Raw genomic sequence first — 16,657 nt, 5'->3', positions numbered from 1 at the left:
CCTAACTACTGCTTGGTGATGAAGAAGTCCACCCGTCGGTTCATGGCCCGCCCCGAGCGCGTCCGGTTGTCGTCGATGGGTTTCGTCTCGCCGAAGCCACGGGCCTCGAGCCGCGCCGGGTCTACCCCCTTGCCGATCAGGAAGGCTCGAACCGAGTTGGCTCGCCCGCCCGAGAGCTTCAGGTTGTACGCGTCGTTCCCGCGACTATCGGTGTGCCCCTCGATGCGCACGTGAAGGGTCGGGCGGTCGGAGAGCACCTGCGCCACCTCCGTCAGCAGGGGGAAGGAGCGCGGCAGAATGCGCGTCCGCGCCGTCGCGAAGTGCACCGTCTGCTTCAGCTCGATCTTCGTGCCGGTCACGACCACCAGCTTGTACGGACACCCGTCGCCCGCGGGGTCTCCCGCCTCGTTCGGGCACTGATCCTTCAGGTCGGCGAGCTTGTCCCCGTCGTTGTCCGGGTCGGGACAGCCATCCTCGTCCTGAAAACCGTCCCAGTCCTCGGGGTCGTTCGGGCACCTGTCCGAGATGTCCGCCACGCCGTCCCGGTCGTTGTCCGGCTCGGGGCAGCCGTCCTGGTCCTGATGGCCGTCCTTGTCCTCGGGCTGGTTCGGGCAGCGGTCCGTCACGTCGGGGATGCCATCCCGGTCGTTGTCCGGGTCGGGACAGCAGTCGTCGTCCTGAAAGCCGTCGCGATCTTCCGCCTGGTGCGGGCACGCGTCGGCCGCGTCCGGGCAGCCGTCGCCGTCGGAGTCGATGCCGGTGGCGCACTTGTCCGGAGGCGACTTACGAAACGCCAGGTGGGCCTGCGCCTCGGCAAGGTCCGCGTGCTCGCGTCCGGGCACCAGGTGTCCGAGGTCCAGCTCGTCCCGCGCCCGCCGAAGGTGCGCCTCCGCGAGCGCGAGCTCCTTGGGGGCGCAGGTCTCGGCCCCATTCTTTCGGGCGCCCTTGACGATCGCCGCGACCCCGTCGGTCTTGCCACGCGTGGTCTGTCCGGCGCACGCAGCGACGAGCGCGAGGACGGCGACCAGACGCAGCAGCCGCATGGCTCAGCGCTCCGTTCCGTGACCGGCCGGCCGCGCCTTCCCCGGCGCCGTCCTCGACTGCGCGCGGTCCACGGCCAGGCGCCTCCCCTGGTCGCTCATCTCCTCGGAGATCTCCCCATAGCGGATGGCGAGCTGATAGTCGGCGTAGCCCGCCTTCTCGCGGGCCATCTCCAGGTAGGTGACCGCCGACCAGTAATGGTACGGCGCCAGTCGCTCGGCCCCCGCGGTCTTCGCCTCGGCGAGCGCACGCTGCGCACGGGCGGTCACCTGCACGAGGTAGTGCACGGGGCCGCAGCCACCGAGGAGCAGCGCGCCTGCCAAGACCAGGGGCACGAGTAGAGGGGCGCGCATGGCTCGGCAACCTAGCAAAGCCCCCCGGGGCAGTCAACAACTGAAAGCATTCCGAATGGTTCAGACCTGCGTCGCTCGCTCGCGAACCCCGAGAAGCTCAGCGCCGGTCGGGGGGGAGCCAGGCCTCGGCCGACCCCCCGTCCCCGTCGCGCGGCGCCGGCGGCACCGCCTCGAGCAGCCGCTGCGCGGTCGTCGTGTCGTCGGTGGCGAGAGAAGGGCCCGCGTCCCCGGTCGGCTCGTCCCCCGCCGCGAGCCTCGGCGGCAGGATCGTCTGGTAGGCCGCGAGCAGCTTGCGCCGGGCTGCTGACGCCGCGTGTCCGCGACGGACCGTGTCGTACGCCCGCTCGGCGATCCGGCGCCGCAGCTCCCCGTCGCCAAGGAGCGCGAGGACCTGCTGCGCGAGCGCGTGCACGTCGTCGGGCGCGAAGGTGGCCACCTCCGCCTCGGGCACGAAGAGCTCCGTGACCTGCGGCCTTTCCGGCGCGACCACGGGACGCCGACACGCGGCGAACTCGAGGAGGGTGAGGGGACACGCCGCGAAGGGCTTGCGCAGCGGATCGGCCAGCTGCGGCACCACGCAGAGCGTCGCCTCCGCGAGGTGTCGCGGCAGCTCCTCGTGTTCCACCGCGCCGAGAAGCTCCAGGCGCTCCGCGATGCCGAGCTCCGCCGCCCGCGCGGCGAGCTGGGTCCCGAAGCCCTCCACGTCGGCTCCCACGACCCGCAGCCGGCAGGGGCGCTCACGCGCGACCTCGGCCACGGCCTGCACGAGTAGCCGCAGGCCACGCCCCGGCGCCACGCGCCCCACGTACAGCAGGAGCGGCTCGCGCGGCAGGGGCACGGGCTCCCAGTCGAAGAGATCGATGTTCACGGCCGGCGGAAAGAGGCCGAGGCGCAGCGCAGGATGAAGTCGCGAGAGGTGGTCCCCCGCCCAGCGGGACGAGACCAGCACCAGGTCGGCCCGGCGAAGGCACTCGCGTTCGTCCGCCGCGAGCTCCGAGGGGAGGGAGGCGTCGCCCCCCACCGGCAGCTCGTCGCTCCCCCGCGCCAGCTCGAAGACGAGCTTCGTCTCGTGCGACTGGCTGGCCTGGCACGCGGGTGGTCCGCCACAGGCGTCGCGCAGGTGGATCACGTCGTAGTCGGCCCCCTCGAGCTGCCGCCGCAGGGCCCGGCGAAAGACCTCCACTTGCTGACGTGGACCGTCGCTGCCGACGGGTACGCGGAGCATCCGGGCGCGCCGATAGGTCTGAACGTAGGGCAGGTCCCCGGCACGCACCGTCATCGCGTCCACGTCGTAACGCACCCCGAGCGCCTGGAGCAGATTGTCCAAGCTCACGCCGTGCCGGTCCGGAGCGGGCACGACGCCGTAACTGACCACCAGGATGCGCTCCACGATGAGTTCGCTTGCAGCCCGAGTTGGTTTGGTATATTAGCAGACCGTTTGGCGACGTGGGTCTTTCCTTCCCTTTGGCTGGGACGGCCTCCGTCGCACACCAGCGGGAGGAAGAGCGTTGAAGCAGCTCATCGCGTACCTGATCGAGAACCTGATCCTGGACTTCCAGGGCGACCTGACGCTGGAGATGGTGCGTGACTTCCTGCGCGAAGACGACAGCCGGGAATCGCGGGCTCTGCTCACCAAGGTGGTGGAGGACCGCGGCGTCTCCGAGATGATGATCTGCCTCGCGGACTGCCTGCAAGAGCACATCCGGGCGGCCATCACGCCCGAGGTCATGCAGGAGCAGGTCCGGCTCTACGCCGAGTCTTGATCCGCCAGAGCCTCCTTCTCACCTGCGTGGCGGTCGCGGGCTGCACCTATCTCGACCAGCCAGGTCCCCTACCCGTACGCCGCCAAGGGCTCCACATCGTGCGCAGCGTGCCGCCGAGCGGGGCGCGCCAGGTTGGCCTCCGCTCGGCGCTCACGGTCTATCTCAACGTGGCCCCCGCGCCGGAATCGATCGGCGCATCCGACGTGCGGCTGCAGACCGGCACCACGGAGGTCACCGGCGAGGTGCGCGTGGACCTCCTCGACCGGAGTCTGCGCTTCACCCCGCGCGAACCGCTGCGCCCCGAGCTCGAATACCGTCTCCTCGTGTCGCATCAGGTCCGCGGGCTCGACGGCTCCAGCTTCGAGCGCTCGCAGCTCCTCGAGCTCACCACGGGGAGCCGCACAAACGACGACCCGCCCGAGAGCCCGCCCCCGCGCGCGCCGAGCGCGATCGAGCTGCAGCCGCTCTGGAATGCCCGCTGCGCCGCCGGATGTCACGAAGGCGCCTCGGCCCGCGCCCGCCTCGACCTGTCGAGCCCAAGCGCCGCACGAGCGAGCCTGCGCGGCGTCCGCAGCACCGAGCTCCCCGCCCTGCTCCGCGTGGCCCCCGGCGACCACGCTCGGAGCTACCTGATGCGCAAGCTGCTCGCCGAGCACGGGTTCGTCGGCTTGCCGATGCCCCCCTCGGACGCGACGCGCCTCTCGCCGCTCGAGCTCCGTCAGGTGGCCGACTGGATCGACGGGGGGGCCGAATGAGCTCGCCCCCTACCGGAGACCACGGCCGCGACCTCCGCACCGCCCTCCGGAACGGCCTTCTGGCCCCCGCCCCCCCCGAAGCGCTGCGCTTCGTCGAGCTGTTCCGTCGAAACCACGGCGCCGAGCTCGCGGCCGTCGTCCTCTACGGCTCGCGCCTGTCTGCCGGCGATGCGACCCGCTCGGGGCTCCACGACTTCTTCCTGCTCACCGACCATCTCCGCCGCTTCCACGGCGACCTTCTGCAAGCGGCGCTCAACCTCGTCGTCCCGCCGAACATCTACTACGCAACCGTCGCGTCGTCCGACGGGCCACCGCTCCGCTGCAAGTACTCCGTACTCTCCCTCGACCAGTTCCGCCGCCAGACCTCCGCCGAGGCCGACGACATCTATCACCTCGGGCGCTTCAGCAAGCGCGTCCTCTTGGCGTACGCCCGCGACGCGCAGGTCGAGGCGCAGGTGGTAGACGGACTCGAACGCGCCGTGCTCGCGCTCGTCCCCCACGCGCTCGCGCGCCTCCCCGAGACCTTCACCCTGGACCAGGCGGTCGGCGAGGTGCTCGGCCTCTCCTACCTCGGGGAGCAGCGCATCGCCGAGCCGACCAAGATCGACAAGCTCGTCTCCGGGGACAGGGACTACTACCGCGAGGTCTTCGCCCTGGCGCTCGCGCACCACGCCGTGCGCCGAGGCGCACCGCTCCGCACCGGCGCCACCTACCGCCACGACCTCCCCGACGCCGCGAGCCGCCGCCGCACGGAGCGCTTCCTCGCGCGGAGCCGTCGGCGCGGCGTGCTGCGCTGGCCCAAGTTCGCGCTCACGGTGGACGACTGGCTGCAAATCGAGCTCGACAAGCTCGAGCGCAATCACGGCGTTCGTCTAGAGCTCACCGAGCGCGAGCGGCGGCATCCCTTGATCTTCGGCTGGGGCCGCTTCCTCGAGCTCCGGCGCAAGGGGATCATCAAGTAGGCGCGAGCCGGTCGAGCAAGGCCTGCAGCCTTCGCCAGTCCACGCGCGTCATGCGAACGCCCGCCCCGGCGTCGCTCACGTAGACCACCTCTCCGGTCACGCGGAGCGGGCCGTCGGGCGCCGCGAACTCCACCACCACGAGCTGGCCGACGACGACCTCCGCCACGGGGAGCTCCAGAAAGAAGCCTCCGACCCCAAAGCGGCTCGCCGTGCGCGGGACCCGCTGATTGCCTCGGAGCTCCACTACCGCCAGCCGCGCCTGGCTGCGCGGGAGTCTGCGCCGCTCGCCTCCGCCGGTGGACCGACCGCGCGCCACGTCCTACACCCTCGCGTGGGCCGGAGACTCCGCCCGCCCGAGCTCAGGTAGCGCGTCGTGAAGCTCGACGAGCCAGCGGTCCAGGTCCTGAAGCGCACGCTCTCGGATCGCGACGCGCCGCCGCCGTTTGTCTCGAATCCGCGACTCCGCCTCGGGGAGCAGCCCGAAGATGACGTTCGACGGCTCGTACCGCTCGAGTCGGCCGCGCCTGCGGGTCACGTGACGGAGCAGCGCCCCGAGGGCCGTCGTGCCCGGCGGAGGTGCCAGGGTGGCCCCGCGCAGGTCTGCCGCGAGGAGCAGCCCGACGACCAGCCCCAGCGCTCCGGACTCGAGGTAGCCCTCGACCCCCGCGAGCTGGCCCGCCGCCCGCACCAGGGGCCGCGCCGTGAGCTCTGCCCGGGGGCCCAGCACGCGCGGCGCGTCCAGATACGAGTTGCGGTGAATCGATCCCAGCCGCGAGAACTCGGCCTGCTCGAGCCCCGGGATCTGGCGAAAGACGCGACGCTGTTCGGGGTGGGTCAGCCGGGTCTGGAAGCCCACCAGGTTGTAGCAGGTCTGCGCCTCGTCCTCGGCGCGGAGCTGCACGACGGCGTAGGGGCGCTCACCCGTGCGGGGGTCCGTGAGCCCGACGGGCCGCAGGGGTCCGAAGGCCAGCACGTCGTCCCCGCGCGCCGCCATCACCTCCACCGGCAGGCACCCCTCGAAGAAGCGCTCCTCCTCGAAGGGGTGCGGCGGAACGCGCTCCGCCGAGCGCAGGCCCGCCACGAGACGGTCGTAGGCCGGGCGGTCGAGGGGGCAGTTCACGTAGTCGCGGCTGTCGGCGTCTCGCCGTTCGCCCCGAAAGACGCGGCTCCAGTCGATGGAGTCGGCCTCCACGATCGGCGCGATGGCGTCGTAGAAGTGGAGGCCTCCGCCGAGCTGCTCGCCGAGGTGTGCGGCGAGGGCGGGCGCGGTGAGCGGCCCGCTCGCCAGCACCGTCGGCCCCTCCGGCAGGCGTTCGACCGCGTGCCGGCGCAGGTGGAGCCGCGGGTGAGCCAGCAGCGACGCCGTCACCGTCCATGCGAAGGCCCAGCGGTCCACCGCCAGCGCGGTGCCGGCAGGGACGCGCGTCGCATCCGCGCTCGCGAGGAGCAAGGAGCCCACCCGTCGCATCTCGTCCTTGAGCAGCCCGGGAGCGGTGTCCTCGGCATCCGAACGGAGCGAGTTCGTGCAGACCATCTCGGCGCAGAGGAGCGACGCGTGGGCGGGGCTCTGCACCGCAGGCCTCGCCTCCACGAGGTCCACCGCGAAGCCGGCTCTCAGCAGCTGATACGCGGCTTCGCTCCCCGCGAGGCCCCCACCGATCACGGTCACCCGTGGAGCTTCCACGACTGCCTCTCGCCCCGGTGCGGGCTCAGCCGGCGGATTTCTCGGCCGCGCCCGTCCCGTCCCCTTCGGCCTCGCCCTCGACCCGCGCGTAGCCGCACTCCTTGCTGTGACAGTAGATTCGAACGCCCTGCCGCGTCTGCTTCTTCAACAGATACGTGGCACCGCACTGCGGACACGGCTCGGGTATCGGCCGGTCCCAGCTCACGAAACCACAGCCCGTCTTGGAATAGTTCGAGCAGCCGTAGAATACCTTGCCCCGCTTGGAGCGCTTCTCGGTGACGAACCCTCCGCACCCCTCGAGCGGGCAGCCGAGGCCGAGCGAGATGGCTCGGGTCGTCTTGCAGTCCGGGTAGCGCGTGCAGGCCAGGAAGGAGCCAAAGCGGCCATTCTTGATCGTCATCGGAGCCCCGCAGGCGTCGCAGACCTCGTCGGTCACCGCCTGGGCCACGACCTCTACCTTGCCCTCCGCCGTGGTGCGGAACTCCTTGGTGTTCTTGCACTCGGGGTAGCCCGAGCAGGCCAGGAACTTGCCGTTGCGCCCCCACTTGATCACCATCGTGGCGCCGCACTTCTCGCAGGTGTGCTCGGTCGGGATCTCCTCCTTGCGCACGTCGCGCATCTGGACCTTCGCCTGCTCGACGGCGGAGGAGAACCCTTCGTAGAAGGTGCGCAGCAGGGCCACCCAGTCGGCGTGCCCCTCCTCGATCAGGTCGAGCTGCTGCTCCATGTTCGCCGTGAACTCCACGTTCACGACCTGAGAGAAGCTCTCGCAGAGCAGGTCGTTCACGAGCTCCCCGAGCTCGGTGGGGTGGAGCCGCCCTTCCCGCTTCTCGACGTACTCCCGGTCCTGGATCGTGCTCAGGATGCTGGCATACGTGGAGGGGCGACCGATCCCCTTCTCCTCCAGCTCCTTCACGAGCGACGCCTCGGAAAAGCGCGGCGGCGGCTGCGTGAAGTGCTGCTCCGGTTTGACCGCGAGGAGCCGTAGATCCTCCCCCTCCTTCACGTCGGGGAGCACCCGGTCCCCCTCGCGCCCGCCGCTCCCGTCCTCCTCGGCGGCCTCCTCGTACGCGGCCTGGTAGCCGTCGAAGCGGAGGATCTGGCCGGTAGCCCGCAGCAGACAGCGCCCCGCCGTCACGTCCACCGCCGTCTGGTCGTAGATCGCCGCGTTCATCTGGCACGCCACGAAGCGGGCCCAGATGAGCGAGTAGAGCTTGAGGAGCTCTTCGGCCTCCCGGGCCTTGGGCGACTTCTTGGCCTCGAGCGGATCCACGAGGAGCTTGCGCACCCGTTCGGGATCGTACTGCAAATCCGCCGGGCGGATCGCCTCGTGGGCGTCCTGCGCCGACTTGCTGCTCTTATAGACGATGGGCTTCTCGGGCAGGTACCGCTCCCCGTACCGGGTGCTGATGAGCTCTCGCACGGCCCCCACGGCCTCGTCCGAGATCCGCGTCGAGTCGGTACGCATGTAGGTGATGAGACCGACGGCCCCTTCCTTGCCGAGCTCGACCCCCTCGTAAAGCCGCTGGGCCAGCGCCATGGTGCGCTTCGGCGTGAAGCGCAGCTTGCGCGCTGCCTCCTGCTGAAGCTTAGACGTGATGAAGGGGGGCGGCGGCCGGCGCTTGCGCTCCTTGCGCGTGACCTCGGTGACGCGATAAGCGGCCTGGCGAAGGCCCTCCGCCACCTCCTCGGCCCCGGCGCTATCAGACAGGTCCGCCTTCTTCCCGTCCACCTGCACGAGGCGGATCTCGAAGGGCGCGGCCTGCAGCGTCTCCACGTCGCAGGCGATACTCCAGTACTCGACGGCCACGAAGGCTCGGATCTCGCGCTCGCGGTCCACGATCAGCCGGACGGCTACCGACTGCACACGGCCGGCCGACAGGCCTCGCTTGACCTTCTTCCAGAGGATGGGGCTGATCTCGTAGCCCACCAGCCGGTCCAGGATGCGGCGTGCCTGCTGGGCGTCGTACTTCCGGGCGTCCAGCGGGACGGGGTGCTCGATGGCCCTGGTGACCCCGTTCTTGGTGATCTCGTTGAAGAGCACCCGCTGGATGTTCGGGTTGACCGACCGCACCTCGTCGGCGATGTGCCAGGCGATGGCCTCGCCCTCGCGATCCGGGTCAGGCCCGAGGAATACGTAATCTACTTCTTTAGAAGCCTTCTTTATCTCTGTGATAATCTTTGCCTTTCCTCGAATAGCAACATACTGGGGCGCGAAGTCGTGCTCCACGTCTACCCCCATCTTGCTCTTCGGGAGGTCCTTGACGTGACCCACGGAGGCCTTCACCGAGAAGTCGGCCCCGAGGTACTTCTTGATGGTCTTCGCCTTGGCTGGCGACTCGACGATGACTAGGGACTTCGGCATGGCTTTGCGACTCACTCTCCTCGGAACTTCGGAGCTCCCGGGGCGCCTCTCACGTTCTCGCGTACCGCCCTCCGGGTGCGCACACCACGAAGGCCGCGAGCTGCAGCCGGACGAGAACGGCCGCCGCGGCACCCGGACGAATCCGCGCCGCGCTGGCCACCTCATCCACTGTCAGCGGCCCACCGGCTAGCAGCGCCAGGACCTCCTGCTCCAGCACATCCATAATAGGATGGGAGGAGACGGCGGGCCGCGCGCCGGAGATGACCCCTACCACATCTTTCGCTCCGGTGACCAGTCCCGCCCCGGATCGGAGAAGCGCCGCGGTGCCCGGTGTCCCTGGCGCGGCATAGACTGGAATGCCGCATGATTTAGCATAGCTCGCCGTGAGGAGGGCCCCTGATCGCCGCCGGGCCTCCACGACCACCAGCGCGACTCCCCACGCAGCTATCAATCTGTTTCTACTAGGAAAATTTCTTGCGCGGGGGGGCTCGTGCGGAAGATGCGGCGTAACCAGGGCGCCGGCCTGCGACGCGGCCTCGAACAGCTGGCGGTTCCGTTCTGGGTAGAGCCGGTCGAGCCCCGAGCCCAGCACCGCCACGGTCGGTGCCCCCGCCTCGAGCGCTCCGGCATGCGCCGCAGCGTCGATGCCCAGGGCGCCGCCGGAGAGCACGAGATAGCCCGCCATCCCGAGCTCCCGACCGAGGTCGGTCGCCAGGCCCACCCCACGAGGACCGGCAGCCCGCGAGCCCACGACAGCCACGACCGGTCGCGCCGGGATCCGGCCTTGCACGAACAGCACGGCGGGCGGGGACGGGAGGCGGGCCAGCAGCGGCGGGGGGTAGTCGGGATCCGTGGCGAGCAGCGCCCTGGCCCCGCGGCGGGCCAAACCCCGGAGAAGGCGGTCCATCCGATCTAGGAGCTCGCCCGGGCGGTCGGGAGCCGGATGCCAGCCAGCGATCTCCGCCCGAGTAGGCCAGGCGGTCTCGAGGAGGAGGTCGGGATCCGCGCCGGAGAGGTCGCGCAGAGCGTGGGCAGATCGATGCGGCCCCACCGCGAGGGCCAGCCAGAGAGCCTGTTCGCGTCGCGTCATGGGCGGATGTCGGAAGCGTCGGGCGGGGTGTTGCGGGGAGGGCTTCGGGCGTGAAAGAAGGAGGGTCGGCCTCACCGCGCAGGCGCGGCGCCTCGGTCGGTTAGTAGCCTCGGCGCAGGCGCACGGCGTCTCCGTGACGGAGTTCCTTGATCGCCCTCGTGACGAGGCCGATGGAGACCCCGGGCCGCACGTCCAGCACGCCGATCTCCGCAATCGTCTCGATCGGGTAGGTCTTGTCGTCCTTCTCCTTCTCCTCGTCCATGAGCAGCTTCCGCGATCCGTCGCCGCGGCGCACGACGAGGAAGCGGTGCCCGGCCTGCACACCTTGATTGCTGCCCGCGTCGATGAAGACCAGCTCGTCGGTCCCTAGGTGCTTGCCGTCCCGCATGCTCGTCACGACCCGCGCCTCCAGGTTCTTGTCCGACCCCCGGACGGGAAGCTGGCGGTAGGTCCGGCGCAGGGGCCCCACGAGGTGAGCCCGCTCGATGGGGTTGTTGGCTTCCGTGATCACGGCGGTGGCCAGGCCCTGCGGATTGAGGCGCTTCACCCGCGCCGTGCCCAGGATCTCCACCAAATGCCCTAGCTTCTGTTTGCCGCGGCTGTCCCGCAGCTCGCCGCGAACCTTGTAGATCGAGTAGCTCTGCCCTACCTGCGGGCGAAATCGCGCTCCGCCCTTCACGTAGATCTCGCTCTGGGCCGTGAGCAGGATGCGCTCCTCCGCCGACCCCGCGATGTGTCCGGCCTGCTCGAGCTCCACGGGATCCGCAAAGCCGGTCTGGTGCAGCACGATCGGCCCCGGGTCGTAGCGGCGCGAATCGCCCGCGCGGATCACCTCCATGCCGTCGCCCCGCTTGGCCGTCGCGCCACCGCCCTCCTGTCCCCCCATCAGGCGCAGGCGGTCTCCCGGGTAGATCCAGTGGGGGTTCGTGATCGTCTTGTTGTGCGCCCAGAGCTGCGGCCACGCCCAGGGATCGCCGTAGTAGTGATCGCAGAGCTTCCACAGGCTGTCGCCCTTGCGTACCACGTGGAAGGCCGGGAGCTGGCGTGCGGCGGCCCCCCCGCGCTCCCGCCCGCCGTACAGGGAAGGCTCCGCTCCCTCCACCACGTTGTCTCCGCCCTCGTAGCCCACCGGGCCGCGCGCCTTCGCCGCCCCCTCGCCATCCTCCGCCGCCCCGGCCTTGCCGTAGCCGGGCATGGCCGAGGGGGGCACGGCCGGAAAGTCAGTGGGCGACGTGGGCTGGGCCGGCACCGTCGGTGTGCCGGGGGCGGACACCGCCGGCGAAGAGGGGGGCGCGACCGGAGCCGAGGGGACGGAGACACCCTGGGCCAGGGCCAGGCTCGGAAAACACGCGGAGACGAGGACGTAACGTAGCTTCACGGTCCCTCCACCTTCACTGCAGTTTGGAAAGGGTGTGCGAGGCGAGGCGCGCGACCTTGCTCTGGGGATAGATCTCCACGACCTGAGCCAGGACCGACCGCGCGTTGGTGCGCTCGTTCAGGTTCATGTAGCAGTAGCCCATCTTGAGCAGGGCGTCGGGGGCCTTGTTCCCCGACGGGTGGTGCTGCACCACCTTGCGAAAGAGGTCCAGTGCCTGCCGGTACTGCTTCAGGTCGTAGTGACACTCGCCGAGCCAGTAGAGCGCGTTGTCCGCGTAGGCGTGGCCGGCGTGCTTCACGACGAAGGCGCGCAGGGCCTTGGCCGCCTCGGCCTGCCGACCCGCCTTGTAGAGATCCAGGGCCTGCCCGTAGGCATGCATCGCCTGCGCCCCGGCCGCGGCGCCGGGCAGCGCCTGGGCCTTGGCCGCTCTCGCCGGCCCGACAGGCACCTTGGCCTTGGCGAGCGGCGCTGCCGGCAGTTTCTCCCGCACCGTCGAGGGGTCGGGCCCCGAAGTCCCGCTCACCGAGGCGCCCCCGCTTCCGGCTCCATAGATGCGGAGCACCGGCCGCGGCCCACCACCCGTCGCGGCCCCGCGGTAGTAGACGTCCTCGTTCGACACGACCGACCGACCGTTCGCCGCGCCGCGCTGCCTGACGCCACGCGAGGGGAGGGCCTCCTGCGCGGGGGCGGCATCGTCGTCGCTCCCTTCGTCCTGCCCCGCCGCACCGTCACCCCGTCCCGCCGAGCTCCGCTCGGAGTCATCATCAGCCTGCTCGACGTCCTGGGGCTTGATGCGCACCACCGGGAGCCGAGGGCCGCTCTGCCCCCGCCGTTCCACGGCCACGCGGTTCGTGTCCACCTTGTCCTCGAGGAGAAAGAGCCGATTGCTGAGATCCTCGATCCGCTGCTGATTCGTCGCCTCTCGCTGGGCGAGTTCGTCCAGGTTGCGCTTCAGCCCGCTCACGTCGGCGGGTCTGGTGGATGCGCACCCGCAAGCGGCCACCACGGATCCAGAGAACACTGCAACGAAAGACAGACGAGGCGTCATCGCGTGGTACCTCCGCACACCCAGGCGGCGCCCCGATTATAGGAAGGGTGCTGCAGCGAGGCAAAAAAGGGGCCCCAATCCGAGCTTGTCGCGGAGCGGGGGGCATCCGTATCATGCCGCCTCATGGGAACGCTCCACGAGGAACGCTGGTACTTCCGGCTCGCGCCGCAGGAAATCGCCTACGTGCGCTCGGTCGTCGAGTCGTACGAAGGGCTCGCGCAGGTCACGTCCTTTCCGGGCCGCGCAGAGGTGGAGTGGGTCGTGCCCGCCGGGCAAGAGGAGGAAGCCGAGGCCCTGCGCTGCGCGCTCGGTCGAGAGCTGCGGCTGGTACGCATTCCGAGACCGGAGGACTGGCCTCAGGCGGACGGCACGCCGCGGCCGTAGACTTCGTCCAACACGGCCCGCGCCCCCCGACCGAGTAGTTCCTCGGCCACGCGGCTACCGAGCGCCTCCGGGTCGGCCGCCGGCCCCTCCGCCTCGGCGTGAAAGACGGGGCTCCCCTCCGGGTGCCCGACCAGCGCGCGCAGCTTCAACCGCTCGCCCATGACCTCGGCGTACCCGGCTATCGGCACCTGGCACCCCCCTTCGAGGGCGGCGAGCATGGTGCGTTCGGCGCGGACGCACCGGGCCGACGGCTCGTGATGCAGGGCCGCGAGCCACCCGTTGAGCTCGGCGTCCTCGCAGCGGGTCTCGATCCCCAGCGCCCCCTGCCCCACCGCCGGCAGCCACGTCTCCAGCGGAAGGAACTCCGTCACGCGGTCCAGATACCCGAGTCGCGTGAGCCCCGCCGCCGCCAGGATGATCGCCGCGTATTGCCCGTCGGCCACCTTCCGCAGCCGCGTGTCTACGTTGCCGCGCAGGTTGTCCACGGCCAGATCCGGCCGGAGCGCAAGGAGCTGACACCGGCGACGCAAGCTCGAGGTCCCGACACACGCCCCCTGCGGAAGGGCCGCAAGCCCGCCTTCCGCGCCGATGACCGCGTCCCGGGGATCCTCGCGTTCGGGGATCGCCGTCAGTCCGAGTCCCTCGGGCAGCTCGGCGGGCACGTCCTTCATCGAATGCACGGCGAGGTCCACCTCGCGCCGCAGCAGCGCCTCTTCGATCTCCTTCACGAAGAGGCCCTTGCCGCCAACCTGCGCCAGGGGCACATCCAGGATGATGTCTCCCTGCGTACGGATGATCTTCAGCTCCACCTCGGGGCGCGACGGAAGCGAGCGCACCCTCGCGGCCACGTGCTCCGCCTGCCAGCGTGCGAGCGCGCTCCCGCGCGTTCCGATCACGAGACGTCTCACCCGGTGCCTCCTTCCTTTCGCAACGCCGGGGTCTCGGACCGCTCGGAGAGCTCCGGTGCGTGGTTCGCGGGGCGCTCTCCAGCGGACTCGCCCTCGAGGCCGAACAGCCGCCGAGTCGCCTCGGCGAGGTCCACCCCGTTCGGCTCGGCGGCGAAGCGCTTGAGCTCCACGCTCGGCTGGTGCAGAAGCTTGTTCACGATCGCGTCGGCCATACCCTGCAGCGCGTGCTGGTGTTCGTCGCCCGACAGGTGCAGAAGCCGCAACGTCCGCTCCGCCTCCTGACGCGCCACCTCCACGAACCGCTGCCGGAGCTGCTTGATGACCGGCACCGCCTCCTGGCGTCGCAGCCATTCCCTGAACTGCAGCGCCTCGAATACCACGATCTGTTCCGCCGTGGCCGCCTCGGTGCGACGCGCGCTCAGATTTTCCTCGGCGATCTGGGCCAGGTCGTCCACCGTGAACAGATACACGTTGGCGAGCTGCCCAGCCTCGGAGGAGATGTCCCGCGGCACAGCGATGTCGAGCAAGAAGAGCGATCTCTGCTTGCGCTTGCGCATCACCTCGGCCAGCAGCGGGCGGTGGATGATCGGCTGCGGGCTGCCCGTCGAGCTGACCACCACGTCGGACCAGACCAGCGCCTCGGCCAGCCCGTCGAACGGAACCGCCTCGCCGCCGAGCTCCATCGCCAGCGTCTTGGCGCGCTCGAGGCTGCGGTTGCACACCCGCAGCTTGCTCGCGCCGCGGGACTTGAGGTGCTTGACCGCGAGCTCGGCCATCTCCCCGGCCCCGATCACGAGCACCGCGACCCGCGCCAGGTCCTCGAAAACGCGATCTGCCAGGTCCACCGCCACCGAGCTGACGGAAGCCGGATGTCGCGCCACCCCCGTTTCGGTGCGCACGCGCTTCGCCACGGCAAACGCGCGCTGCATGCAGCGCCCGAGCAGGGCCCCCGCGAGCCCCGCCTCGGTGGCGGCCGTGAAGGCCTCCTTCACCTGGCCGGCCACCTGCGCCTCGCCCACCACCATCGAGTCGAGGCTCGCCGTGACGCGGAAGATGTGCGTCAGTGCCTCGTTGTCTTCGTAGTGATAGAGGGCGCTCTCGATCTCCGCCGGGTCCACCCCCGCCACCTGCGCGAGGAATCCCTGGACCCCCTCGCGCGCCGCGTGCGGCGATTCGCCGATGCCGTAGACCTCCACGCGGTTGCAGGTGCTGACGAGCAGCGCCTCCGACAGGGCGTCGAGCGCCCGCAGCTCGTCCAGCGCCGCTGGGATGCGGTCCTTCGGCACCGCCAGCCGTTCCCGCAGCGCGAGCGGAGCCGTGCGATGATTGCAGCCGACGACGACGAACCGCATCAGCCGATGGCCCTCCGACCCGCGTAGAGGAGGAGCACGGCGCCCGTTGCCGCGAAACCGATCACCGTCAGGAGCGCAGCCCGCCGGCCCCGCAGCCCCACCGTGAGTCGGGCCACGATGAGTGACGCGAAGATGAGCCATATGATCCCCGAGATGGCGTACTCGGCGCGAAGTCCGCCGCGCCGGGGGAGCTGCGCCATCCAGAGGAACCCGGTCAACACCGCGAGCGTGAAGGTCGGAAAGCCTACGAGTGTGAGGCCGCGGCCGAGCGAGTCCAGCGTGTTCAACGGCGGCATACGCCGGAAGATGGTGCCGAGGCGTCGGCTCTTGAGCGCCGAGTCCTGGAGCAGGTAGAGCACGGAGGCCGTGGCCGCGAGCGCGAAGGCCGCCACTCCGACGGAGACCAGGGTGAGGTGGACCTTGCCGAGCGTCTTCGCCACCGTCTGAACCTCCAGGACGCCCGAATGGTAGGTCAGCCCACTCACCAGGAGAAGCCCGAGGCTGAGCGGCGCCACGAGCGCCCCCCCCACCGCGAGACGCCATTTGAAGGCCGCGACGAGGTAACCGAGCGCGAGGAGCCAGGCAGTGAGGCTGATCACCCCGCTCGTGTCGAGAAGCGGGTGGCGGCCGACGATGCAGTGATTGCCGATGGTGACGAAGTGCGAGAGGGCGGCTGCCCCGAGCGCGATGCGCGCCGCGACGACCAGCCGGTCGTGCGAGATCGAAAGCGATGCGAGGAACCCGCAGACCGCCAGGGCGTAGAGCGCCGCCGTGAGATAGTAGAAGAGACCCATACGCTACGCCATGGACTCGCCCACGAACCCCTGTTGGACCTCGTACCCGATCTCTCCCACCAGAACCGAATCCATGTAGTGCTCGGCCAGCATCTGCCGGAGCTGCGCCTCGGTCTTCACTCGCCCGAGGAGCTGATGCGGATCGGCCCCACCTCCCGCAACACGCAAGAAGCGCACTGCGGGGCAGATTTCCAGTACGTAGCGCTCCTCCACCGTCAGGCGAGCTCCCTCGAGCTCGGCCTGTCCCTCCAGCACCCACGCGTCGAGCCGCTCCTGGGAGACGAAAAGTCGCGTCATGCGCGCTCCTTTGCGGGCGACAGAGTGTACGAAGCCGTCGAAGAAGGTGCAATACGCGCACGCTTGCCGCGGGTCGACGACCGTCCATTGATCTTTGCCCCGAGACCCGCTATCCATGCTCAGGCGATCCGAATCGAAGGAGCTCCCGATGGCCGGCGGACGAAACGTCATCGAGATCACAGACGGAAACTTCCAAAAGGAAGTCCTCGAATCTTCCACGCCATTTCTCCTCAACCTCTCGGCGGAGTGGTGCGGCCCCTGCAAGGCGATCCACTCGCTCGTCGAGGAGCTGGCGACCGAATACACGGGGAAGCTGCGCGTCGGCACGGTGGACATCGATCACAACCCCCAGGTCCCGACCAGGTACCAGGTGCGCAGCATTCCGACCCTGCTGCTCTTCAAGGGCGGACAGGTGCTCGGCCAGCTCATCGGCGCCCATCCCCGGGCTCGCATCGTGGACCTCCTCGGCAAGGGGTTCTAGGG

18 protein-coding genes are annotated in these 16,657 nt (G+C 70.0%); 5 read left to right on the top strand and 13 right to left on the bottom strand.

Annotated elements, in window-relative coordinates; all coding sequences use genetic code 11:
- Nucleotides 1-5: 5 nt before the first annotated feature.
- The 3 genes from IT371_24155 to IT371_24145 form a co-directional block, all read right to left on the bottom strand.
- On the bottom strand, nt 6-1,043 hold the full coding sequence (locus IT371_24155; GenBank protein MCC6750772.1) for an OmpA family protein: 1,038 nt from the start codon (nt 1,041-1,043) through the stop codon (nt 6-8).
- A 3-nt stretch (nt 1,044-1,046) separates the two neighbouring features.
- Nucleotides 1,047-1,394: a DUF4398 domain-containing protein gene (locus IT371_24150; protein MCC6750771.1), complete on the bottom strand. Its 348-nt coding sequence runs from the start codon at nt 1,392-1,394 to the stop codon at nt 1,047-1,049.
- A 97-nt stretch (nt 1,395-1,491) separates the two neighbouring features.
- A complete protein-coding gene (locus IT371_24145; GenBank protein ID MCC6750770.1) occupies nt 1,492-2,784 on the bottom strand; it encodes a glycosyltransferase family 4 protein in 1,293 nt (430 codons plus the stop codon).
- A 118-nt stretch (nt 2,785-2,902) separates the two neighbouring features.
- Here IT371_24145 and IT371_24140 point away from each other — a divergent pair, with 118 nt between their 5' ends.
- Genes IT371_24140 through IT371_24130 form a run of 3 tightly spaced genes read left to right on the top strand, consistent with a single transcriptional unit; the run spans nt 2,903 to nt 4,874 of the window.
- Nucleotides 2,903-3,157, top strand: a complete 255-nt coding sequence (locus tag IT371_24140) for a hypothetical protein (protein ID MCC6750769.1) — start codon at nt 2,903-2,905, stop codon at nt 3,155-3,157.
- Nucleotides 3,154-3,912, top strand: coding sequence for an Ig-like domain-containing protein (locus IT371_24135; protein ID MCC6750768.1), 759 nt, complete (start codon nt 3,154-3,156; stop codon nt 3,910-3,912). Before IT371_24140 ends, IT371_24135 begins: the two co-directional genes overlap by 4 nt.
- The gene (locus tag IT371_24130) at nt 3,909-4,874 is read left to right on the top strand and encodes a hypothetical protein (GenBank protein MCC6750767.1); all 966 of its coding nucleotides are present in this window, start codon (nt 3,909-3,911) and stop codon (nt 4,872-4,874) included. Before IT371_24135 ends, IT371_24130 begins: the two co-directional genes overlap by 4 nt.
- Here IT371_24130 and IT371_24125 read toward each other — a convergent pair.
- From IT371_24125 to ybgF, 6 genes are all read right to left on the bottom strand, one after another.
- Complete coding sequence (locus IT371_24125; GenBank protein ID MCC6750766.1) at nt 4,867-5,190, bottom strand: PilZ domain-containing protein; 324 nt, start codon at nt 5,188-5,190, stop codon at nt 4,867-4,869. The genes IT371_24130 and IT371_24125 overlap by 8 nt on opposite strands.
- A gap of 3 nt (nt 5,191-5,193) precedes the next feature.
- Entirely contained in the window at nt 5,194-6,558 is a 1,365-nt protein-coding gene (gene trmFO, locus IT371_24120) for a methylenetetrahydrofolate--tRNA-(uracil(54)-C(5))-methyltransferase (FADH(2)-oxidizing) TrmFO (protein MCC6750765.1), read from the bottom strand.
- A 25-nt stretch (nt 6,559-6,583) separates the two neighbouring features.
- Nucleotides 6,584-9,088, bottom strand: coding sequence for a type I DNA topoisomerase (topA, locus tag IT371_24115; GenBank protein MCC6750764.1), 2,505 nt, complete (start codon nt 9,086-9,088; stop codon nt 6,584-6,586).
- Nucleotides 8,973-10,013, bottom strand: coding sequence for a DNA-protecting protein DprA (locus IT371_24110; GenBank protein ID MCC6750763.1), 1,041 nt, complete (start codon nt 10,011-10,013; stop codon nt 8,973-8,975). The genes topA and IT371_24110 overlap by 116 nt, the downstream gene beginning before the upstream one ends.
- 100 nt (nt 10,014-10,113) lie before the next feature.
- Nucleotides 10,114-11,391 carry a LysM peptidoglycan-binding domain-containing protein gene (locus IT371_24105; protein ID MCC6750762.1) on the bottom strand — a complete coding sequence of 426 codons (1,278 nt, stop codon included), beginning with the start codon at nt 11,389-11,391 and terminating at the stop codon, nt 10,114-10,116.
- 13 nt (nt 11,392-11,404) lie between these two features.
- A complete protein-coding gene (gene ybgF / locus IT371_24100; protein MCC6750761.1) occupies nt 11,405-12,355 on the bottom strand; it encodes a tol-pal system protein YbgF in 951 nt (316 codons plus the stop codon).
- Between the two features lie 207 nt (nt 12,356-12,562).
- Between ybgF and IT371_24095 the strand changes: the two genes are divergently transcribed.
- Entirely contained in the window at nt 12,563-12,823 is a 261-nt protein-coding gene (locus IT371_24095) for a DUF4911 domain-containing protein (protein ID MCC6750760.1), read from the top strand.
- Here the strand turns inward: IT371_24095 and hemC are convergent.
- Genes hemC through IT371_24075 form a run of 4 tightly spaced genes read right to left on the bottom strand, consistent with a single transcriptional unit; the run spans nt 12,796 to nt 16,174 of the window.
- The gene (gene hemC / locus IT371_24090) at nt 12,796-13,731 is read right to left on the bottom strand and encodes a hydroxymethylbilane synthase (protein MCC6750759.1); all 936 of its coding nucleotides are present in this window, start codon (nt 13,729-13,731) and stop codon (nt 12,796-12,798) included. The genes IT371_24095 and hemC overlap by 28 nt on opposite strands.
- Nucleotides 13,728-15,083 carry a glutamyl-tRNA reductase gene (locus IT371_24085; GenBank protein MCC6750758.1) on the bottom strand — a complete coding sequence of 452 codons (1,356 nt, stop codon included), beginning with the start codon at nt 15,081-15,083 and terminating at the stop codon, nt 13,728-13,730. The genes hemC and IT371_24085 overlap by 4 nt, the downstream gene beginning before the upstream one ends.
- Nucleotides 15,083-15,877: a cytochrome c biogenesis protein CcsA gene (gene ccsA, locus IT371_24080; protein MCC6750757.1), complete on the bottom strand. Its 795-nt coding sequence runs from the start codon at nt 15,875-15,877 to the stop codon at nt 15,083-15,085. The genes IT371_24085 and ccsA overlap by 1 nt, the downstream gene beginning before the upstream one ends.
- Before the next feature lie 3 nt (nt 15,878-15,880).
- Nucleotides 15,881-16,174: a hypothetical protein gene (locus IT371_24075; GenBank protein ID MCC6750756.1), complete on the bottom strand. Its 294-nt coding sequence runs from the start codon at nt 16,172-16,174 to the stop codon at nt 15,881-15,883.
- A gap of 148 nt (nt 16,175-16,322) precedes the next feature.
- Here IT371_24075 and IT371_24070 point away from each other — a divergent pair, with 148 nt between their 5' ends.
- On the top strand, nt 16,323-16,655 hold the full coding sequence (locus tag IT371_24070) for a thiol reductase thioredoxin (protein MCC6750755.1): 333 nt from the start codon (nt 16,323-16,325) through the stop codon (nt 16,653-16,655).
- Nucleotides 16,656-16,657 lie beyond the last annotated feature (2 nt).

It is taken from the genome of Deltaproteobacteria bacterium (assembly GCA_020848905.1).
Taxonomy (GTDB): Bacteria; Myxococcota_A; Polyangia.
The sequence above is the reverse complement of the archived record's forward strand: the minus strand, read 5'-3'. Positions and strand labels throughout refer to the sequence as shown.

Bases quoted from the DNA above. Each gene is read 5' to 3' on its own strand.
- IT371_24155 (MCC6750772.1), bottom strand. From the start codon at position 1,043: ATGCGGCTGCTGCGTCTGGTCGCCGTCCTCGCGCTCGTCGCTGCGTGC.
- IT371_24150 (MCC6750771.1), bottom strand. From the start codon at position 1,394: ATGCGCGCCCCTCTACTCGTGCCCCTGGTCTTGGCAGGCGCGCTGCTC.
- IT371_24130 (MCC6750767.1), top strand. From the start codon at position 3,909: ATGAGCTCGCCCCCTACCGGAGACCACGGCCGCGACCTCCGCACCGCC.
- topA (MCC6750764.1), bottom strand. From the start codon at position 9,088: ATGAGGTGGCCAGCGCGGCGCGGATTCGTCCGGGTGCCGCGGCGGCCG.
- IT371_24110 (MCC6750763.1), bottom strand. From the start codon at position 10,013: ATGACGCGACGCGAACAGGCTCTCTGGCTGGCCCTCGCGGTGGGGCCG.
- IT371_24095 (MCC6750760.1), top strand. From the start codon at position 12,563: ATGGGAACGCTCCACGAGGAACGCTGGTACTTCCGGCTCGCGCCGCAG.
- IT371_24085 (MCC6750758.1), bottom strand. From the start codon at position 15,083: ATGCGGTTCGTCGTCGTCGGCTGCAATCATCGCACGGCTCCGCTCGCG.
- ccsA (MCC6750757.1), bottom strand. From the start codon at position 15,877: ATGGGTCTCTTCTACTATCTCACGGCGGCGCTCTACGCCCTGGCGGTC.
- IT371_24075 (MCC6750756.1), bottom strand. From the start codon at position 16,174: ATGACGCGACTTTTCGTCTCCCAGGAGCGGCTCGACGCGTGGGTGCTG.
- IT371_24070 (MCC6750755.1), top strand. From the start codon at position 16,323: ATGGCCGGCGGACGAAACGTCATCGAGATCACAGACGGAAACTTCCAA.